The 17,841-nt window shown below is 68.6% G+C and carries 18 protein-coding genes and 1 pseudogene; 6 read left to right on the top strand and 13 right to left on the bottom strand.

Going from position 1 to position 17,841, the window contains the following annotated elements; translation table 11 throughout:
- The first annotated feature begins 598 nt into the window (after positions 1 to 598).
- The gene (locus ABFX46_RS41540) at positions 599 to 820 is read left to right on the top strand and encodes a hypothetical protein (RefSeq protein WP_346049844.1); all 222 of its coding nucleotides are present in this window, start codon (positions 599 to 601) and stop codon (positions 818 to 820) included.
- Positions 821 to 1,286: 466 nt separating this feature from the next.
- A pseudogene (locus ABFX46_RS43725) lies at positions 1,287 to 1,606 on the top strand (IS982 family transposase); the annotation flags it as partial.
- A gap of 27 nt (positions 1,607 to 1,633) precedes the next feature.
- Here ABFX46_RS43725 and ABFX46_RS41535 read toward each other — a convergent pair.
- The 13 genes from ABFX46_RS41535 to ABFX46_RS41475 all read right to left on the bottom strand — a co-directional run bounded on the left by ABFX46_RS41535 (position 1,634) and on the right by ABFX46_RS41475 (position 13,022).
- On the bottom strand, positions 1,634 to 4,405 hold the full coding sequence (locus ABFX46_RS41535; protein ID WP_346049842.1) for a BTAD domain-containing putative transcriptional regulator: 2,772 nt from the start codon (positions 4,403 to 4,405) through the stop codon (positions 1,634 to 1,636).
- On the bottom strand, positions 4,402 to 4,857 hold the full coding sequence (locus tag ABFX46_RS41530) for a pilus assembly protein TadG-related protein (protein ID WP_346049840.1): 456 nt from the start codon (positions 4,855 to 4,857) through the stop codon (positions 4,402 to 4,404). Before ABFX46_RS41530 ends, ABFX46_RS41535 begins: the two co-directional genes overlap by 4 nt.
- A gap of 13 nt (positions 4,858 to 4,870) precedes the next feature.
- Positions 4,871 to 5,332: a TadE/TadG family type IV pilus assembly protein gene (locus tag ABFX46_RS41525; protein ID WP_346049838.1), complete on the bottom strand. Its 462-nt coding sequence runs from the start codon at positions 5,330 to 5,332 to the stop codon at positions 4,871 to 4,873.
- Positions 5,333 to 5,394: 62 nt separating this feature from the next.
- Positions 5,395 to 5,790, bottom strand: coding sequence for a TadE/TadG family type IV pilus assembly protein (locus tag ABFX46_RS41520; RefSeq protein WP_346049837.1), 396 nt, complete (start codon positions 5,788 to 5,790; stop codon positions 5,395 to 5,397).
- Positions 5,787 to 6,011 carry a hypothetical protein gene (locus ABFX46_RS41515; protein ID WP_346049835.1) on the bottom strand — a complete coding sequence of 75 codons (225 nt, stop codon included), beginning with the start codon at positions 6,009 to 6,011 and terminating at the stop codon, positions 5,787 to 5,789. The genes ABFX46_RS41520 and ABFX46_RS41515 overlap by 4 nt, the downstream gene beginning before the upstream one ends.
- Positions 6,012 to 6,063: 52 nt before the next feature.
- Positions 6,064 to 6,951, bottom strand: a complete 888-nt coding sequence (locus tag ABFX46_RS41510) for a hypothetical protein (protein WP_346049833.1) — start codon at positions 6,949 to 6,951, stop codon at positions 6,064 to 6,066.
- On the bottom strand, positions 6,948 to 7,646 hold the full coding sequence (locus tag ABFX46_RS41505) for a type II secretion system F family protein (RefSeq protein WP_346049831.1): 699 nt from the start codon (positions 7,644 to 7,646) through the stop codon (positions 6,948 to 6,950). The genes ABFX46_RS41510 and ABFX46_RS41505 overlap by 4 nt, the downstream gene beginning before the upstream one ends.
- Before the next feature lie 179 nt (positions 7,647 to 7,825).
- Entirely contained in the window at positions 7,826 to 9,208 is a 1,383-nt protein-coding gene (locus ABFX46_RS41500; protein ID WP_346049829.1) for a TadA family conjugal transfer-associated ATPase, read from the bottom strand.
- Entirely contained in the window at positions 9,205 to 9,981 is a 777-nt protein-coding gene (locus ABFX46_RS41495) for a hypothetical protein (protein WP_346049827.1), read from the bottom strand. Before ABFX46_RS41495 ends, ABFX46_RS41500 begins: the two co-directional genes overlap by 4 nt.
- A gap of 2 nt (positions 9,982 to 9,983) precedes the next feature.
- The gene (locus ABFX46_RS41490; RefSeq protein WP_346049825.1) at positions 9,984 to 10,565 is read right to left on the bottom strand and encodes an SAF domain-containing protein; all 582 of its coding nucleotides are present in this window, start codon (positions 10,563 to 10,565) and stop codon (positions 9,984 to 9,986) included.
- A gap of 128 nt (positions 10,566 to 10,693) precedes the next feature.
- Complete coding sequence (locus tag ABFX46_RS41485; protein WP_346049823.1) at positions 10,694 to 11,227, bottom strand: hypothetical protein; 534 nt, start codon at positions 11,225 to 11,227, stop codon at positions 10,694 to 10,696.
- 223 nt (positions 11,228 to 11,450) lie between these two features.
- Positions 11,451 to 11,999, bottom strand: a complete 549-nt coding sequence (locus tag ABFX46_RS41480; protein WP_346049821.1) for a hypothetical protein — start codon at positions 11,997 to 11,999, stop codon at positions 11,451 to 11,453.
- Between the two features lie 228 nt (positions 12,000 to 12,227).
- The gene (locus ABFX46_RS41475; RefSeq protein WP_346049819.1) at positions 12,228 to 13,022 is read right to left on the bottom strand and encodes a hypothetical protein; all 795 of its coding nucleotides are present in this window, start codon (positions 13,020 to 13,022) and stop codon (positions 12,228 to 12,230) included.
- 745 nt (positions 13,023 to 13,767) lie between these two features.
- Between ABFX46_RS41475 and ABFX46_RS41470 the strand changes: the two genes are divergently transcribed.
- From ABFX46_RS41470 to ABFX46_RS41455, 4 genes are all read left to right on the top strand, one after another.
- A complete protein-coding gene (locus tag ABFX46_RS41470) occupies positions 13,768 to 14,238 on the top strand; it encodes an ATP-binding protein (protein WP_346049817.1) in 471 nt (156 codons plus the stop codon).
- A gap of 818 nt (positions 14,239 to 15,056) precedes the next feature.
- Positions 15,057 to 16,019, top strand: coding sequence for a MarR family transcriptional regulator (locus ABFX46_RS41465; RefSeq protein ID WP_346049815.1), 963 nt, complete (start codon positions 15,057 to 15,059; stop codon positions 16,017 to 16,019).
- Positions 16,020 to 16,111: 92 nt separating this feature from the next.
- Complete coding sequence (locus ABFX46_RS41460) at positions 16,112 to 17,359, top strand: AAA family ATPase (protein WP_346049813.1); 1,248 nt, start codon at positions 16,112 to 16,114, stop codon at positions 17,357 to 17,359.
- 65 nt (positions 17,360 to 17,424) lie between these two features.
- Positions 17,425 to 17,841: hypothetical protein (locus tag ABFX46_RS41455; RefSeq protein ID WP_428831375.1), on the top strand; the 417-nt coding region annotated here is incomplete at its 3' end.

Here is a 17,841-nt window from a genome sequence, read left to right as displayed (position 1 = left end):
GCGCCAACGCCGGCGCGCGGGTCACGGACCGGACGGCGTCGCAGTCACCGGGCGGGGGCCTCCAGGTTTGCTCGGAGCGCGGCGCGAACGCTGACCCACAGGAGGTGCCTTGGCTGCTCAAGGGCGTGAAGCCGAAGATGAGCCCGGCGACGAGGAGCGCGGCGCTGATGAGGGGGAGGCCTGGCTGTATGCGGCCAGGCCTACCGGCCCGTGGCGCCCTGCCAAGGTGGGCGCCAGGAAGAGATGCGGAGCCCATAGATCGGTTCGTCATCCCCAAGCGGGAGAGGTACCGCGCCTGGGAACCACAGACGTCCCGTAACCCCTTATGGGTTGCAGCGAGGCCGTCAGCGGCCACTGCCACATGGCAGTACACGGAGCACCTCAAACTGTCGCCATGCCATCCCCTACACGGCGTATGCCGCTGCCGATAATCCTCGTCTGTTGCTTCGCTGTCGCTGCCATCGTGGGTACCCTCGCGCTCGCCTGGCCCAACAGCTCGGCCACGTCGGACCCAGTACCGGCATGGGCGACTTCACCTGCTTCTCCCCGCCCCAGCTACGACCAGGCGACAGTCAGTGCCTGCGCGTACGCTCAGCAAGTGGAAACCGCGGTCACCGGTCAGCGGGACGCGCAGATCGTTCCCTCACTCGGGGTGAAGGCGCGGGAGAGCGCGACAATCAGTGACGTCGGGGCCCTCCGCGACCTGGCCGCGCAATTCGAAGAGGCTGCCGTCGACACCAAGATCGGCAGGTTGGAGGCGGCCAACGTCGCCCTGAAAATCTTCCAATGGTGCGAGGGACACGGGCTTGGCACGAGATAGGCGGCTCGACCAACGCAGGGATGGAGGCATGATCGTCCGTGTCGTCCCTGGTCAAGGTGTCCTCTGCGACCGCCAGACCCTCGCCTACGAGACCATCCGCGCGCTGCACCCCCGGTGGCCTGCGACATCACGACCCGTCGAATCCTGTATGGACCCATGAGGCCAGGGAGATTCTGGACGCCACGCCGAAAAGACGCAAGAGACTTGCGGGTAAGTCGGACGGCATAGCATCCTTCACAAGGATCAGTGATCCTCGGTGATCCGCCTGTTGCTGGGCGAAGGTCCCCGTCTGATCCGGGCACCCGCCCGATGCGGGGTGGATGCTTTCAAAGCTATAGCCCCGAGCGCGGTCTCACGGTCGGCTCCACGTCCGTTTTGTGTCTCCGGGTCACTCCCAGCGACGTGTTTGACGAGCGCGGCGAAATTGAGTGCCACGGACGTCGACGCCGGAGCGGCCCGGTGTGCGCTGCTGATCGCCGACAAGGGCTTCAGAGCCCGCTGCTTCGAGCACGATCCTGCCTTCCCCGTGTCCGGCTGCTACGGCCATCGATGCACAGCGAACCAACCCGAGCTGGCGAGCACCTGCTTAATCCGGTCCGTCAGCCCATCGAGTCAGTCAACGACACCCTCAAAGGCCAACTCGACCCGGAACAACACGGCAGGCGCACCTTCGAAGGCGTGGCCATACGGGTCGCCCAGCGCATCCTGGCCATGGCCGCAGCGATCTGGTACAACCACCGCACCGGCCAGCCCATCACCCGGTCACTGACCGCGTTCGACCACTGAACACATGGAACTACTCGTCTAGTGCTATCACTTCCCAGCCGACGAAGTCGACTTATCATCGTTCCCTCTGAACGTTGGCTTTGGGCAGCCAAGGGCGGCCATGAGTTGGTGGGTGTCCTCGTGGGGTTCCGCGTCGATTTCGTCGAGGCGGCTTGCCAGGAGTTGGTAGGTACGCCGGACGGCGTCTGGGCGGTCGAGGCGGGCTTGTAGGCGCATGACGTTTCGGTAGACGGGTTCGGAGTATGGGTCGTGGGTGATCGCTCGTTCGAGGGCGGCGAGCGCACGTTCCGGCTGCGTTTCCTGAGTGAGTTGGACGAAGTACGACAGGGCGTCGACGACGGCGCGGCGGAGGTATTCGCGGTGGGCGTTGGCCCATTCGTGCTCGTAACCGCTGGCGAACCCGCCGGTGTAGATGTCACTGACCGACGCGAGAGTGTTGATTCGCTCTGTATCGTCGGCGGCCCGTTCGGCGTCCATGAGGGTGGTGGTTAGCTGCCAGAGGTCGACGTCGATGAGGTCGGGGTCGATGCGATATTGGCCGGCGGCGTGGAGGATGTACTTGGGTTCGGTTAGTCCGGTTACCGCGCGCAGGACCTTCCGTATGTTGGTGGTGGCGGTATTGAACTGGATGACTGCGGACTCGGGTGTGAGGTCGGGCCACAGCGCGCCGGTGGCTTGGTCGCGGGTGACGCCGTTGGGATGCAGGGCGAGGTAGGCGAGCAACTGTTTGGCGGACTTGCGCAGGCCGGAGGTGATGGGGCCGTTCGAGGTATGTAGAAGGACTGGTCCAAGTACCTGAAGGTGTGCAGGAGCTTGATGGCTTTGGGAGGGACGAGGCGACGGGACGAGGGAGGCTGCACTCTCTGGCGCGGGCTCCGGAGGGGTGTCGGTGCTCGCTGTGGGCGGGGAAACATCGGGTTCCGTGCCGGTGGCGGCTTGAATGGTTTGCAGCATCCCGGAGGCGTCGTCGGCGGTCAGGTGGAACAGGCGTGCTCCGGTGAACTGGTCGGCGTCGGGCCCGTCGGCGCCCGTTACAACTCCATCACTTGCTAGGTTCAGGCTGGTGCCGGGTGCACAGACGCCGAGGAGTAGCGCGCCGATGCTGTGACGGCGGCCGAGTGTTGCGAGGGCATGCACGGTTGCTGCATCTTGCGCGGGGACCGCCGCCACAAGGAGCATCGTTGGCAGCGGTTCGGCGGGGTCGTCGATGCGCAGAGCGGGCACGTCAGGCAGCTCGGCCATCTGGCGCAGCCGGGTGCGGCGGAGGAGTTCAGTCTCTAGATGTTCGATGGCTTCCTTCAGGGAGGGCGTGGTGATCAGGCCCTCGAGTGCCGCGGCTAGTCCGGTGATATCGGTCCCGGGGAAGAGCGCTTGGGCGTCGGTTTGCGGGATTACGATCTCGGCGCGGTAGCGGCGGGTCTTGGGGAGGAGTTCGGTGGTGATGGCGCGTGCGGCGGGGTGGGCGCCGTCTCCGGACAGGCCGAGGCTGAGGCCCGGCAGGGAGACGGCGACAGTGTGGTTCCCGCGGGTGCCTATGACGATGTTGTCGGGCTCCGCGGCTGGCAGGTCTCGGCGGATGAGTTCAGGGTCGGATGGGGCGGGCGCCTCGTGGTCGGTGTAGGTGCTCATGTGGGCTTGTCGGGCCTTGAGGACAGGGGCCGGCAGCGGGGGCTCTGTCGTGCTTCCGAAGGAGCCCGGGTCGGTGTTGAGGGGGCGTCGACGGCGTCGGTGCAGGCGGGTGGCGGCCACGGCCACGCTGAGCGTAGCGGCGAGGCCGAGGCCGATGCGTGAGCCGGACGGCAGGGAGATCGCCAGTGGCGAGTGGTGGTCGTTCTGGTCATGCAGCGTCGGGTGTGCTGGGCTAGTTGGGTGTTCGGCGGGGGGTGCCACTACCGGGCTCGGTATCTGCGTGGGCGTTGTCTTTGCCAACGGTGATCGAGGCGGCGCCGGAGTTCGGGTTGCGCCCGTCTTGTCTTGGTCGGTTGGGCGGGAGTCTGCGGTGGTATCCGATGAGGTGGTTCGCGGCGATGAAGGTGCGTCGCTCGGCTCGCCGAGCCGCGGAAGCCGGATTCGCTGGCCGGGGTGGAGGACGTCGGGATCGGTCAGAGGTGGGAGGCCGTCGGGCTGGTCGATGCCCTGGCTGCTCTCGAAGATCTTGGGGTAGAGGACGCCGGAGCCGTAGGTGCGGCGGGCGATGTCCCACAGCGTGTCACCCTGCTCGACGGTGCGGGTTCGCCAAGGATGCTCAGGCTCTTGGACGGGCGGGGCTTGGTCGGCGAGCAGCGGTGTCCAATCGGAGCCCGGCGGACTCGCTGCCGGTTCGCTGGGTTCGGCCGACCGGTGCCCCGTGGTGCCCGGTTCGGGGTGGACCCCGGTTGCGGCCTGCGGGGGCGTCGTGGCGGATGCCGAGCCAGCGATGGATGCGGCGGTGGAGAAGGTGAGGGCTGCGGTGGCGACTAGATCTCGGATCAGTTGCTGAAGCGGCCGGATCGGGCGCGGCAGGCCGGACGTGGAACGTTCGGCCAGGAAGCCGATCACTTCGGCGATGCTGGTGAGGACGAGCAGGCACCAAGTGCCCCAACAGATCAGCGTAAAGATCGTGAGGAAGACCCGATTGTCGTAGTCGGGGCGCATCAGGATCGTGCTGATTGCCTCCCAGGACGGAATCCTGTCCGGGATGGGAGATCCGGCGATCGCATATAGACCGATCGGGAATCCGACCAAGAGGACCATGAAGACAGCAAGTGCGCCGAGCCCGCGCATGAAGTCGGCGAGGCGGCTTGTGCCGGTGTAGGTCACGGCTGGCGGGTTCCTTCCACTCGGGTGGTCAGACTTGCGGTCGCTGTGGCATCGGCGTGCAGCGTGGAGATCCCGATCACCGATAGGAAGTGCGCGGGCCGGGTGACCGAGACGTGGACTCGGATGCTGCGGGCACCGGCCGTGGACACGGTGCCCCGGTAACCACCGGCCTGCAGGTAGGAGCGAGCGGCGCGCATTGCGGACTGGCGATCGACGGTGAACTTGCCGCTGGTATAGGCACGGTCCCGGTCCACGAGCCCGGCACCGGCGCGGGCTGCTTCCTGGGCGGCGGTGTTGGCGTTCTGCCGCGCTTCGAGGATCTGCTCGACGTCGACGACCGCGCCGAAGAACACCACGACGACCAACGTGATGATGACGGCGAAGACGCTGACGCTCCCGTGATCAGCCGCTGGATCGAGAACCTTCTGGCCGCCTCGTGAGCGCCAGCTCACCGGACCGGCGCCCCTAAGAAGGCCCATCACGGTGCTCCGAACTGCGGCCCAGGGCGACAACCGGTTCAGGATCTGCGAACCCGAGCACATTGGCTCGGTAGGGATCGATGGGCGATCGGTGGGTCTTGGTGACCGTTCGGGCACCGGGCAGTCCGGGCAACGCAAGGTCGCTTAGCCGGATCACGCAGGTCACGCGTGCGGACACTGTGGCCGGCTGCCCGACTGGACGGCTGAAGCCGGACAGGTCGAGTTGTACGGACGGCGTACAGTGCAGACCGCGGTCGCGCAGTGTCTCCATTGCGCTGCTGACCGCACCGGCTCGGGCTTGGCCGGCGGTGCGGGCGATGGAGGCTTGGCGTGCAGCGTCGGCGGCGGCTTGCGTGACTATGGCGCTGCCGTGCACGACCCGCATCGCCACCAGCAGCCCGGCCAGGAACGTAATGAACAGCGGTGCCAGGATGGCGGTCTCGACCACCGCGTTCCCCGCGTCTCCTGCCTCGGTTACGGTCTGTTTGAGCGTCCTTCGATCTCTTGTAGTCATGTCGGTCCCGGGGTCGTGAAGCGTTCACGAACGCCGCGCACGCTCTTGGAAACGGCGATGTCGACGCCTGGCAGCAGCGATGGCGCGCTGCCGGTCACCCTGACGGTGATGGTGTTGGCACCGGACACGGTGACGGTGGGCGTTTGCAGGACGGGTGCGCCTCGGGCGAAGGATCTTGCGGCGGCTTGGCCTTGCGCGAAAGTGCCGTGGCGGGCGCGGGCGACGCGGAGTCCTTCCTCGGCGGCCGCCTGCGCCACATCGCGGGCGACCGCCACCATCACCGCCTGGGCGAGGGCAAGGAAGAGCAGCCCCACAATGGGGAAGGTGATGGCTGTCGCGACGGCCGCCGAGCCCTTGTCGCGCTGCCACCGGTTCGGCTTACAGGTGTTCACGGGCTGGTGGAGCCGGGGATCTTGTCGATCCAGCTGTGCACCTTGCTGGACACCGCCATGTAGACGACGAATGCCAGCCCGGCGAAGCCCGCGACGAGGATGATCGTCTCGACCACGCCCGAGCCGCGGTCGCCTCGGTCGCGCAGGCTGATGGCGAGCTGCCGGTGTCGGGTCTGGACGGCGAGTGCGGCGCGGATCACCGCAGCGTTGAGTGTGTTCATGGTCCCCCGATACGTCGCGCGTTGCAGTGCTGGTGTGTGGAAGTGCGGGTGCTCAGCCGGATGCCAGGAGTTTGGAGAAGAACGGGAAGCCGACCAGGATGACGAAGCCGAGCATGAGCAGGCTGGTCGGTACCCACATGGCGGTGGTGCGGGAGTTGGCTTCGGCGCGTGCGGCGGCGGACGCCTCGTGCCGCATTGAGGTGATCTTGGCGACCAGGACGTCGTGCATCTTGGCGCCCTCGCTCCCGGCGATCTCGGCCGTGTGCGCCAGGTCGATCAGGTCGCGGACGCCGATCTCCTCGCCGAGCCCCTTCAGGGCTCGCCAAGGCTGCTGCTGGGCATGCCGGGCACGTGTCAGCGCCTCGTGCACGCGCCGGAACGGCCACCCGTCAGTGATCTTCGCCGGGTTCTCCAGTGCGGCGTTCAACGCGGCCCCGGCCTCGCGCTCCAGGACGACGAGTTGAAGGTAGGAGGTGAAGGCGTACCGGAAGTCCCGGCGGCGCCGGCGCGCCTGAGACCGCACGTTCCAGTCCGGGGCCAGCCACAGCACTGCGCCCAAGGCGAGCCCGGTGACGGCCGGGAACGTCCACCCTGGGGAGCCTCCCGCCAGGATCACCAGGCCGCTGAAGAGCGGTGGTATGAGGAGTCCGGTGGTGAGCAGGGCCAGCTTGTCGAGCATGAACCGCTCGACCGGGTGTTCGAGCAGTGCCAGGTCGGCGCGCGGGATGGCGAGCATCCCGGCCGGGCGTGCAACTCGTTCCGCCAGCCACCTTCCAAGGCGCGCATCGGTGCGCAGGTCATCGGCCGGTGGCGAGGGGACCAGCGTGGGCTCAATGCGGGCCAAGGCGGCGTCCAGACGCGGGGGTGCGGGCCGTAGCTCGCGGATGACCACGATGAGGCCGACGGCGCCCAGGCACCCGGTGACGGCGGCTCCGATCACCGCTCCGTCCCCTCAACGACGGCGGCTGGACGAGTGCGCAGGAACCGTGCGCCGGTCGACAGGACGGACAGCTTCCGCATCCACCAGAGCCCGGCCCCATAGAGCGCCGCGACCGCTGCGAGGACTGTCTGCCCGAGCGCGGTGCCGTAGGGTGCGGCGAACGTCTGGGACGAGGCGAACAACGCGCTCAAGGCGATGACGGAGCCCACGATGACGATCAGAGTCGTGCGCAACCCGGCTCGCTCGGCTTCGACGTCCCGGCGGACGAGCACCTCGTGTTCCACTGCGTCGGCCAGTAGCCGCAACGCCTCCCGCGTCCCGGGACCGCGCCGACGTGAGGCCAGCACCAGCGAACAGGCGATCAGATCGGCGATCGGGTCGTCCAGTTCGTCGGCGAACGCCCGCAACGCCTGCTCGGTGTTGGCGTGGTTGTTCAACCGTTCCGCCAGGACGGACACCGGCGCGCGGATCTCCTCGGGGGCGATGCGCGCGCTGTCGGCTAGGGCCTGCTCCAGGCCGCGACTGGCACCCATCATCTCCGCCAGGCGCCGTGACCACTGCGCCAGTGCCTCCAGCCGCGCGATCCGGCGTTGCGGTGCCCGCCCCGACAGCATCGGCGGCACCGCATACACCCCAGCCCCGATCGAGAGGGCCGCGACCGGCCATCCCGACAGCGACAGCACTGCGAGGGCCACCACGGCACCGGCAGCCAACCGGTTACGGCGCCCAGGCCACTGCGGCGAGCGCAGGAACCCCCATAGCCGCGATGGCGGACGTGTCCGTCGTTCCGCAGGATGGGTTCCTTCTAGTCCAGCCACCATCGCCAAGACGCCTCCAACGGCGCACAGTACGGAGAGGGCGGCGAGTACCGGTGTCACAACCATCCCTCCGTGTCCGTGCCGGATCGGAGCAGGGCGGGGTTGAATCCCTGCGCTGCGAGGTCGTCCAGCAGCGCCGCGCTGATGTGTCCGCCGACAGGCGTGGCGCGCCCATCAGACCCGGGAGCGAAGACGAAATTGCGGGTCGGTTCGGTCGAGTCTGCCGGGGGCCCGATCTCCATCACCTGGGAGACGAATCGTTCGTTGGTCGCCTGGTCCCGCTGCAGGTAGACGATCAACGGCTCGGCGAGCCCGAACATCAGGTGCACGTCATCGGCGCCCAGGCCGAGGTCGGCGCGGCGTCCGAGCTGGACAACGCGGCTGAAGACATGTTCGGGTCGGTGGACGTGAAGGGTGCACATCGAGCCGCGGGCCCCGGAGTACATCACCTCCAGCATCGGTGCCAGCTCCCCGTGTCGGGCCTCACCCACGATCACCCGGTCGGGATTCAGGCGCAGGCACGCCGGCACCAGGTCCTGCAAGCGGACCTCGCCCGCGCCCTCGGCATTGGCGTGGCGGGCCTCCATAGCGACGACATCGTGATGGCGATGCGCGAGCCGCGGGTCGTCCAGGAACAGCTCGAAGTCGCTCTCCAACGTGATGAGCCGTTCCTCGGGTGGGATCTCGTTGGCCAGGGCGCGCACAAGGGTGGTCTTGCCGGTGTTGACCTCGCCGCACACGATGATGTTCCGGCGTGCCCGGATCGCGGCGCGCAGGAACTGCTCCAGCGGTTCGGTCAGGGTCCCCAGACGGGTGAGCTGCGGGAGCGTGACGTCCACAAGGCGGTGCATACGGATCGCCAGATGCGGATGCCGCGACACCCAACCCACCACCGCCAACCGCACCCCGTCCGCGAGGGCGACGTCCAGTAGCGGCGAGGCATGGGAGAACTCCCGCCCGGTGTTCCCGCGCCGTGCCAGCAGCTGGACCCACTCGATGAGGTCGTCATCGGTCTCGGCGACCGGCGGGCCCGCCTTCTTCGAACCGTCGGTGTAGGACACCCAGGTCTGTCGGCAGCCGTTGACGACGATGTTCTCCACATCGGAGCGTTCGAGGTAGGGCTGCAACGGGCCGAGCCCGAACCGCCGGTCGAACACCAACTGCCCCACGTGACGCTGTTCCTCCGCGGACACCACTCGACCGAGCTTCAGTTGCTGGTCCGTCCACGCCTGCACCTGGGAGTCGATGAGTTGGCGCGCTCGCACACGATCCACGCCGTCCCCGAGGACGTCCACCAATTGCGCCGACACATCCCGCACCGCCGTCCACACGACGGGCCCGTTCCCAGGAGGCTGCCCCTGGGAGGCGCGGCCGGAGGAAACCGGAGAGCCATTCTGGATGCCCTGCAGACTTATCGACGTCCAGCCCGGCCCGGTCATAGAGCAACTCGCTGAACAGCAGGGGCGGCCTCTGAGACCCTGGCTTCGGCCGAGCGGAGTCGCCGACCCAGACTGCCGATTGATCGCATCAGCAGCGAGGTCTTGAACGACACCCGTGGACGGGCGCCATCGGACAGCACCCGTGCTTCAGATGGCGAGTGCGGCAATTCGCCCAGTACCGGTACGCCGAGGACTCGCTCCACCTCCGCTGCGCCGTAGGGGCCGTCCGCCACCAGGCACAACCCTGCCGTCCCGCGCTCGGCGAGCAATCCCTTCAGCGCGTCCAGTCGGGGTGCTGCTGCGTCGACCTGCGGCAGCGTGGGTTTCAGCACCATGACGACCGCCTGGGCAGCCTGTAGTAGCTCCTCCGGTGTATCCCTGCCACCGACCCTCCCCAGGTCCGCGATCACATCGCCGTCCCGAGCCACCGCCGCTTCGGCCAGGCGACGCCAGAACGACTCCAACCGACATCCGTGCCGCGGATCGCGCACGCCATGCAGCAGCCGAACGCGGTCGTCGTCCACGATCGGCACGGTGTAGTCGTCCAGCGGAACGGGAGCGCCAGATTCGGCCTCGGCGGCCATCGCCAGGCCCAACAGCCCAGGGCCGGCGGATCCGCGCAGCTGATCGGCCATGAAGCCGGGTAGGACGCGGCGCCCCATCGGGTCGCATTCGGCCAGCAGCACCCGGCCGGGCCACGTCAGGGCCAGGCCCAGCGCCGTGGTGGTCGCTCCCGGCGATCCACCTGGCGAGATCACGCAGTACAGCGCCATGGTCAGCCTCGCCTCTCGGTCACCACGAGCACCACGCGCCCGGCTGCCGCCTCTCGCGCCACCGTCGAACTGTCGGAATCGGCCACCAGAAGCGACACCGTCATCGCGCCCTCTGCATCCGGGCCGTCCACTTCGTCGACCACCGCAGGGACGTCCCGCAGAGTGGTGATCTGGCGGTCCTGTGCCGTGGCGTCTCCGGCTGCCCGGCCTTGGCTGCCGGAGGCGAACACGACCCGGACCTTCCAGGCCGGTGCAAGCCGTGGCGGCAGCATGCCGGACTTCAACGGGATGGACACCAGTGCTTGGCCTCGCTGCGGGCTCGCCTCCGCCGTAAGCTGCGACGCCGTCAGCAGCGATCCCTTCCGCAGGCTGACCGCCGCTCTGCGACCGACGGCTTGCCCGAGCTGCCGCCCGGGAACCGTCGCAACAGCGGGATCAACTGCCGCCTGGGTCACTGCGAGGTCCGCTTGGACGATCTTGTGCCCCACCGGGACATCGCGCACCAGCAGGACGACCGGGACGCGATGACCAGACGCTTGGACCAGGTGCACGTTCGCGACCACAGCGCCCAGTACCAGGAGCATTCCGCTGCCTATCCACAGCGGTCGGCGTTGCCGCGGCAGCCGTCCCGACGCCGCATGCACCGGGTCGCCTGCCGCCTTCGGTAGGCGCGGCCTGGGCAACGTCCTTGTCCTCGACTTCATGCTTCTCCTCATCCGTACAAGCTCTGCGCCTCGGCCACCCGCAGCCGGAACGTGGTCGACCGCGACAGCGGCGGAAGCACGCCCCCCGACCCGTCCGAACCGCGCCAGGTACCGCCCCACGTCACCGACACCTGCACGCGGTAAGCCCGGCCAGGCTCGTGAAGCGACGACTGCGAGAAGGTGTAGGAGCAGTCGGTGCGTTGCGCCGCGGCCGCTCGCGACTTGTCATAGGCCGTGCCCGGACCGGAGCACCGGACGACCGGCCTTCCGTGACCGGGATCGATGGTCATGCTCTGAGGGCGGGCGGTCACCACGACCCAGACGCCGCGAGCCGCGACACGTCCGCTCCGCGTATGCCAGTTGGTCACCCAGAACCATTCCGGCAACCCCACCAGCCCGCCCGAGCCACGCGGCGGAGCCGTCCGCACCACCGGTGCAGGAATCGGCATCCGCGCCCACTTGGCCAACGCCAACTCGGCAGGCGAGACCTTGCGTGCCTTACCACCGTCTGCCGGCTCGCAGACCTGGACGTTGTCGCTCAACGTCCGGCAATCGTGGGGCCCCATCTGGTCCGAATCCTCGGCTACCTGTGAACCAGTCTTCGGGGCAGACGGCGAAGAGGATGGAGCGTTCCCATCGTCACTCGCCCCGAACTTGTAGCTGAAGCTGTTGATAGTCGGCGGTGTCGGATCACGAGGTGGTGGCGCCAAGAAGGAGGTAACGGAGGTGACGACTCCCATGAACATCGGTAGCAGCGTGTCCAAGTCAGCACCCCTCTCCAAGGGAGATGCTCTTGCTGACTCGCCACTTCCCGTCCTGGCCCTTGACGAGCAGGGTCTTGGTACTTTCCTCCTTGATGCCGCGGTTTACTTTGTTCTTCGTGACCGAATTGACGAGCCCCGCGTTCCGGGTGTCCTGGCAGTCGAGCACCGTGGAGCCGTTTGTGGTGAGCTCGACGCTCTTGATGTGCACGATGATGGTGCCGTACGTGGTGAGATTCTGCTTCTTCATCTCCCCTATGCGTTTCAGTACTCGCGAGAGTTGAGGTTCGGCCATAACGGCGGCGAGTTGCTGCTTGCGGGAACTGGAGGGCAGGGAGTCCGCACGGCTCAGCATCGCGACGAAATTCCTGTAAGCCGACTCGGCGGCCCTCTTGTCGGCTTCGGTAGACGAGACCAGGGGTGTCGCAGAAGTGGTCGACGACGGCAAGGCGACTGCCTGCTGCCCGCCGGTGCATCCCGATAGCGCCAACACGGCACCTGCCGCGCCGATCCAGCAGATCCGAGGAACCGACTCTCGACCGATCCCAGGCACGTTCCCACCTCCATGGTCTTGATCACTTGCGTTTGCCCTCACGCGTTGCCGGAGCGGGAGGAGTGATTGCGACATCGAGCGATCGTAGGTGCACAGGGCAAGGCCTCCCTTGGCGTCACGCCGCCATGATGGTAAATCCCCGTGCATCTGACTCCATTCACATCGCCTTATGCGCTATATAGCCCAAATGGCGGCAATGTGAAGATGCGCTGCAGGCTCGTCAACGGGTCACAACGCCAGCCCGGGAGAAATGCTCTCCACGGAGACACGGCAGTCCCGGATTGCGGCGGCGAGTTCGGCCTCGGCGGCCTGCCGGCCTGTGTACAACCGCCACGCCTCGATGTCCCGCGCTTGGGCAAGGTCCTGGACGGATCGACCCTGCAGCCGTGTGGCGATGATCAGATCGGCGTCTTCCCGTGTGATGACACGCTGGTTCGCCGCGTCCCGCACCAGGTCGGCCAGGTCGACGTCCGGCGAGGATCTGTGTTCACCCAACTCGTGGGGGTCGGTGGGCAGCTCGCGGACCGCACGGCACCGTGCGCGGAAGGCGCCCTTGCGCGCCCACTGCATCAGCCGCGCGGCGATGTGCCGGCCATCGAGGTCGATGCGCGCCAACTGCGCGACGAACTCGGTGAGCAGCTCCGACACGATGTCGTCGATGAGCCCGTGCGGGCTCATCCGGATCACTTGAGCGGCCGTGTTCTTCAAGCCCGGCATCGCGACCCCGACGCATCCGACCACCCACGCCGGGTCACCCTGGCGCGCACGGACGACGAGAACGCGCCAGACCACGTCCTTCAGCTCATCAGATGCGGCCGGCGATAGAAGAAGCGTCTGCAGCTCGCCCAAGTCCACGGAGCGGGCAGGGAGGCCATGCCCTATCGCGCTTCCATCCACAGCCAGCGGTCGCGGACCAGCCATGAGGAGCTGGAATGAACGCTCGGCGACGTTCAGCGCACGGCCGGTACCCATTTCCGCGGCCGTCCCGGTGAGAAGCTGGTCGTGGTTCTTGCGGTTGGTCATGACGCCCCCGAAGGTCGTGACGATTCGATGGCGTCAGGTCTCTGATGCGGCACGTGCACTTCGTGAGCACTTCGTGAGCAGCAGGGGCTGCTCACGAAGTGCTCACGAGCTGCTTGAAATCGCGCTGACCTGCGTGAACACGGATGGCAGCTCGTGCTCGCGCGCCGCCGGTAAAGCCAGGTCCCTGCTTAAAAGGCCGTCTACCTGGGCCTTCACCGATCACGGGTTTGCTCGGTAAAGGGTCGGTAGCGGACCTTGTGTGCGCTGGAGCAGCAGTCGGTGGGAGCCTCGCCTCATGCCCGGTGGGCATCTCTCGGGTCGCGGCCCAGAGCGCGGCGAGGTCATCCGATCGCGGGTCGGGTCGCTGGCCGGGGCAGACGGTGGCGTCGTAGATGTCGGACGGGTGTTGGCATGCGCGTATGGCCACGCAGTCTCAGCGGACCGGGACATCCGGCGGCCATGGTCCTGAGCGCGTGCCAGGTCACAGCGACGGGGCCCAGTAGGTCGACGGCGTGGACAACGAGCGCCATCTGTGCCGGTTTCGGCTCCGTTGCGGCTGTAGCACGGCCTCGCCGGCTGTTTTCGGCCAACCTCGCGGTGAGGGGCAAGGGCGACGGTGTTCGACTTGACGGACGGTGAAGAGCCAAGCACTAATGCGTTTTCAACCGGGCTGCGGTGCGGCTGGCGGCCCGGCCGAACGACAACGAAAGAAGAAGGGACCGAAATGGCATCGAAAGGTTGGAGCATGTGCTCCGCAGGCGAATGGCTGTGGGGTTCAGAGCCGATGCGGTGGCGTCGGGTCTTCTCCGGCCGGGCGGACCAGGTGGCCGCGGCCAGACAACTCACGGCATCCCTGTTCGCCGGAACCGGGCGGGAGGAGGACGTGGCGGTCGTGGTAGCCGAGTTGGCGGGTAACGCCGTCCTCCACACCCGGTCGGGCTACCAGGGAGGATGGTTCGGACTCGAGGTCACCCTGCAGGACGTCGCCTACATCGCGGTCACCGATCTGGGCGGCGGCTGCATTCCGACCATCCGTTCCGAGCAGCCGGGCTGCGAACCCCGGGTGAACGGGCGGGGCCTGCTGATGGTGTCCAGACTCGCGCTCGCGGTGGGAATCCACGGCAGCACGGACACTGGTCACACAGTCTGGGCAGACGTCGACCTGCGTGGGAGGGCGGCTGCGGGACCTGCGGGGGAGGCGCCCCTGGCGTCATGAGGGAGGGCCCAGCCTGGGATTAGCAGGCTGGCCCCTCAGGGGACAGCGTAGAGCAGGCCCCTGGAGGGCGAGGCTCCGTCTGCAGACTTGTTGCCTCTCGGTCCGCAGGCGGAGCTCGCCCCTGTTTGCGTTGGCTTCTTCGCTTCTGTCTCCGGGCGCCCGCACATATGGGCCATGTCTTTCGGGGTTCTTTTCGTTCTTCTTTTCGGGGTTCTTCTCGGGCTTCTGTCTATCACCAGAACCCCCTGATGCGGCTGTCGGCGCAGGTAGACATGCTGCTGCATGTTCTGTTCGTGTGCCCGACTCGTCACCAGGACGACCCCTGGTAATAGTTCGCGATGTGGGCTCTGGTTTCCCCCTGCTCCTTCTTATGTTCTCCGGCCAGCCTGCCCCCTCCCTCCCCCATCGACATAACCGTCTACTGACCGGCCCGCCTGCGGCCGTGCGGCGCGTAGCCCTCCGCCCTAGGCGCGAGGTCGCCGTGGCCCGGTGAGGCGGTGAGGCGGCGAGGCGAGAAAGGCGTGAAACGCCTCATGCGAGGTGTCGCCGTCCCCGTGAATCGCGCCTTTTGGTGAACGGACCTTCGAAAAGGTGCGCGTGATGAGGTGCCCGGGTGTGAATTGGTGCAAATCTGCTTTACTGTCGGGCGGGTTTAGCGGGTGCGGGCGGGATTGGTTAGGTTGTTCAGCCGTTGAGGTGACTAAAAATGTGGCCGAAGGTGCTTGCCTAGTGGCGTGGCATCGAGAAATGGTCGAGCTCCCGATGAACGGGAACGGCGCCGGAATTCCGGTCGCCGGTCACATCGAATGGGAGACGAAATGGCCGCGAAGAACATCACCGGAAATGGTGCCGCCGGGAACGGCGTCACGGGCACCGAGAACGCCGGAAACGGCGCCGCCGCTGTCACGGGCGGGGCGCGCCCGTCCGGTGCGGCTGGGGACGTGTGGGACGCGCTGACGGGCAACCCGGGTGCGACCGTGACCACGCTGGCCGAGGCGTCGGGTGTCAGCCGCGCCACCGTCACACGGACGCTGACCGCCCTGGAGGGCGATGGGCGCGCCGCCCGGACGCGCGGCGGTCGGGACGGCGGGAAGCGCCAGCCCGACACCTGGCACCCCGTCACCGCCACCACCGACGGCACTCCGGCCACCGACCACACGCCGGACGTGTCCGCCCCAAACGCGCCGACCGGCGACGACACCGCCACCGGGCAGGACGCGCCGACCGAGGCGCCCGCCACCGACCAGGACACCGCCGACGTGCCGACTGGCATGGGCACCGCCCCCGCCGGTGACATGCCCGCCACCGAGTCCACGGACGCCGGGGATGCGGGGGCGGGGATGGACGCGGCGGCGGTGGCCGAGGCGCGGGACGCGCTGACCGCGCTGCAGGACGCCATCGGGGCGGCGTTGACCGCGCTGGACGCCGGGGACGGTGCGGCGGCGCTGTCGGCGGCCGAGGGCGCCTACAGCGGGTCGGGGTTGGTGCGGCGGCTGGTGCGCGCCGCCGCCAACGGGCGCCCGCGCACCGCGTCGGGCGCGCCGCGTTCGGCGCCGGGTGAGATGCGCGCGAAGGTCGCCGCGCATCTCACCGGGCACCGGGGCGCGGCGTTCACCCCGCACGAGATCGCCAAGGTGATCGGGCACTCGGCGGGGGCGGTGTCCAACGCCCTGGACCGGCTGACCGAGGCCGGTGAGGCCGAGTTGGTGTGCGAACGCCCCCGCCGGTTCACCACTACCGCCCGCCCCGCCAAGCGCACCGGCAAGCGCACCGGGCGCTGACCGTCCGCACCGACCGCCACTGGGGGCGGGCTGCCGTGCTACCCGCCCGCCCCCGGCGTCCCGACCACCCGCACACAGCTAGGAGCCATGCGATGACCGCCGTTCCCGCCACCACGACCAGCACCGCGCCGACCACCGCTGCGACCACGGCGCCCGAGCCCGGTGGCGCCGGTCGCCTGGGGCAGGGTGAGCTGCGCCGCAGGGTGGCGGCAATCCTGGTCGACCACCCCGGCGAGGCGTTCACGCCGGGTGAGATCTCCCGGAGGCTGACCCGGTCGGCCGGTGCGATCAGTAACGCACTGACGGTGCTGACCGACCGGGGACAGGCCGAGCTGGTGGCGGCCCGCCCGCGCCGGTACCGGGCCACCACGACCACCGCCGACGCCACCAAGGGCGGCCGAACGTCACGCACCCGGACGGCGGCACCCGCACACGCCGCCGTGCCCGCCCCAGCGCCCACGCCCGTACCCGCGAAGGCCGGGCCCGCGCCGACGTCCGGCACGTCGGGCGCCTCGGGGGCGTCCGGGAAGGGCGGGAAGGCGCCGGTGGGGCCGGTGGTGCGGCCGAACGGTCAGACCTACCACCCGCGCCGGTTGGCGGACCTGCCGGACGTGGCGGCGCTGCAGCGGCTGCGTGAGGCGTCCATCCCGGCCCTGCTGTACGGTCCGCCCGGGACGGGGAAGACGTCCCTGGTCGAGGCGGCGTTCCCGGACCTGATCACGGTTGCCGGGGACGGGGACACCGCCGTCGCCGATTTCGTCGGCGAGTACACCCAGGCGCCCGGCGGCGGTTACGAGTTCGTGTACGGGCCGCTGATCACCGCGATGACCGAGGGCCGCGCCCTGCTCATCGACGACGCCACCCTCATCTCCCCGAAGGTGCTGGCCGTGGTGTATCCGGCGATGGACGGGCGGCGGCAGATCACCGTCAAGGCGCACAAGGGCGAGACGATCACCGCCGCCGAGGGGTTCTACGTGGTCGCCGGTCACAACCCCGGCGTTCACGGCGCCGTGCTCACCGAGGCCCTCGCCTCACGGTTCGCCGCGCAAATCCGGGTGTCGACCGACTACGACCTCGCCCGCACGCTGGACATCGAACCGCGCGCCGTGCGCGTCGCGCGCAACCTGGCCCGCCGTCAGGAATCCGGCGAGATCGGATGGGCGCCGCAACTCCGCGAACTGATCGCCTTCCAAAAGGTGTCCGGGGTCCTGGGGCCCGAGGCCGCGGTGGCCAACCTTCTCGGCATCGCCCCCGAAGAGGACCGCGACGTGGTCGCCGAGGTCGTGTCCGCCGTCTACGGGCGCACGGTCGCCCCACTGGCCCTCGGCCAGCAAATCTAACCCGCACCCGCCCACCCCGGCGCGTTCACCGCACCGCGACCGCACGCACCCGCACGGAGGAAACCATGGCAACGCACGTCATCCCCACACCCACCGCCCCGCCCGCCGCGCCGTCCGGCACCGGACCGGCCACCACCGCCCCCACCACACCGGCACCGGTTCCGGCGCCCGCGCCGGTGAGCGGGTTGGGCGGGGCGTGGCTGCGGCTGTCGGCGGCGTTCACCGACGCCGTGACCGACCTCACCGACCGCGAAGACCTCACCGTGCAGTGTGCGCCCGGCCTCGGGCGAGGCGCCCCGGGTTGTTTCGTCCCGTCGCTGGCCACCATCGAACTCGACGGCACCCACCTGCGGCAGGACCCGGCCACGTGCGACCCGTCCTGGCCCGCCGACCGCGACCGCTACCCCGCCCTGTGGGGCGTCCTGACACACGAGGCCGCGCACGCCACCCACACCCGCTGGGCGGTCCCGGACGGCGCGTCC

The sequence above is a fragment of the Actinomadura chokoriensis genome, from assembly GCF_039529475.1.
Lineage (GTDB): Bacteria > Actinomycetota > Actinomycetes > Streptosporangiales > Streptosporangiaceae > Spirillospora > Spirillospora bangladeshensis.
This window is presented reverse-complemented; position numbering and strand designations above follow the sequence as displayed.

Coding starts and splice junctions, on each gene's coding strand:
- ABFX46_RS41490 (WP_346049825.1), bottom strand. CDS start 10,565: ATGCTCCTGGTACTGGGCGCTGTGGTCGCGAACGTGCACCTGGTCCAA.
- ABFX46_RS41500 (WP_346049829.1), bottom strand. CDS start 9,208: ATGACCGGGCCGGGCTGGACGTCGATAAGTCTGCAGGGCATCCAGAAT.
- ABFX46_RS41515 (WP_346049835.1), bottom strand. CDS start 6,011: ATGAACACACTCAACGCTGCGGTGATCCGCGCCGCACTCGCCGTCCAG.
- ABFX46_RS41465 (WP_346049815.1), top strand. CDS start 15,057: ATGGCCGCGAAGAACATCACCGGAAATGGTGCCGCCGGGAACGGCGTC.
- ABFX46_RS41495 (WP_346049827.1), bottom strand. CDS start 9,981: ATGGCGCTGTACTGCGTGATCTCGCCAGGTGGATCGCCGGGAGCGACC.
- ABFX46_RS41460 (WP_346049813.1), top strand. CDS start 16,112: ATGACCGCCGTTCCCGCCACCACGACCAGCACCGCGCCGACCACCGCT.
- ABFX46_RS41475 (WP_346049819.1), bottom strand. CDS start 13,022: ATGACCAACCGCAAGAACCACGACCAGCTTCTCACCGGGACGGCCGCG.
- ABFX46_RS41470 (WP_346049817.1), top strand. CDS start 13,768: ATGTGCTCCGCAGGCGAATGGCTGTGGGGTTCAGAGCCGATGCGGTGG.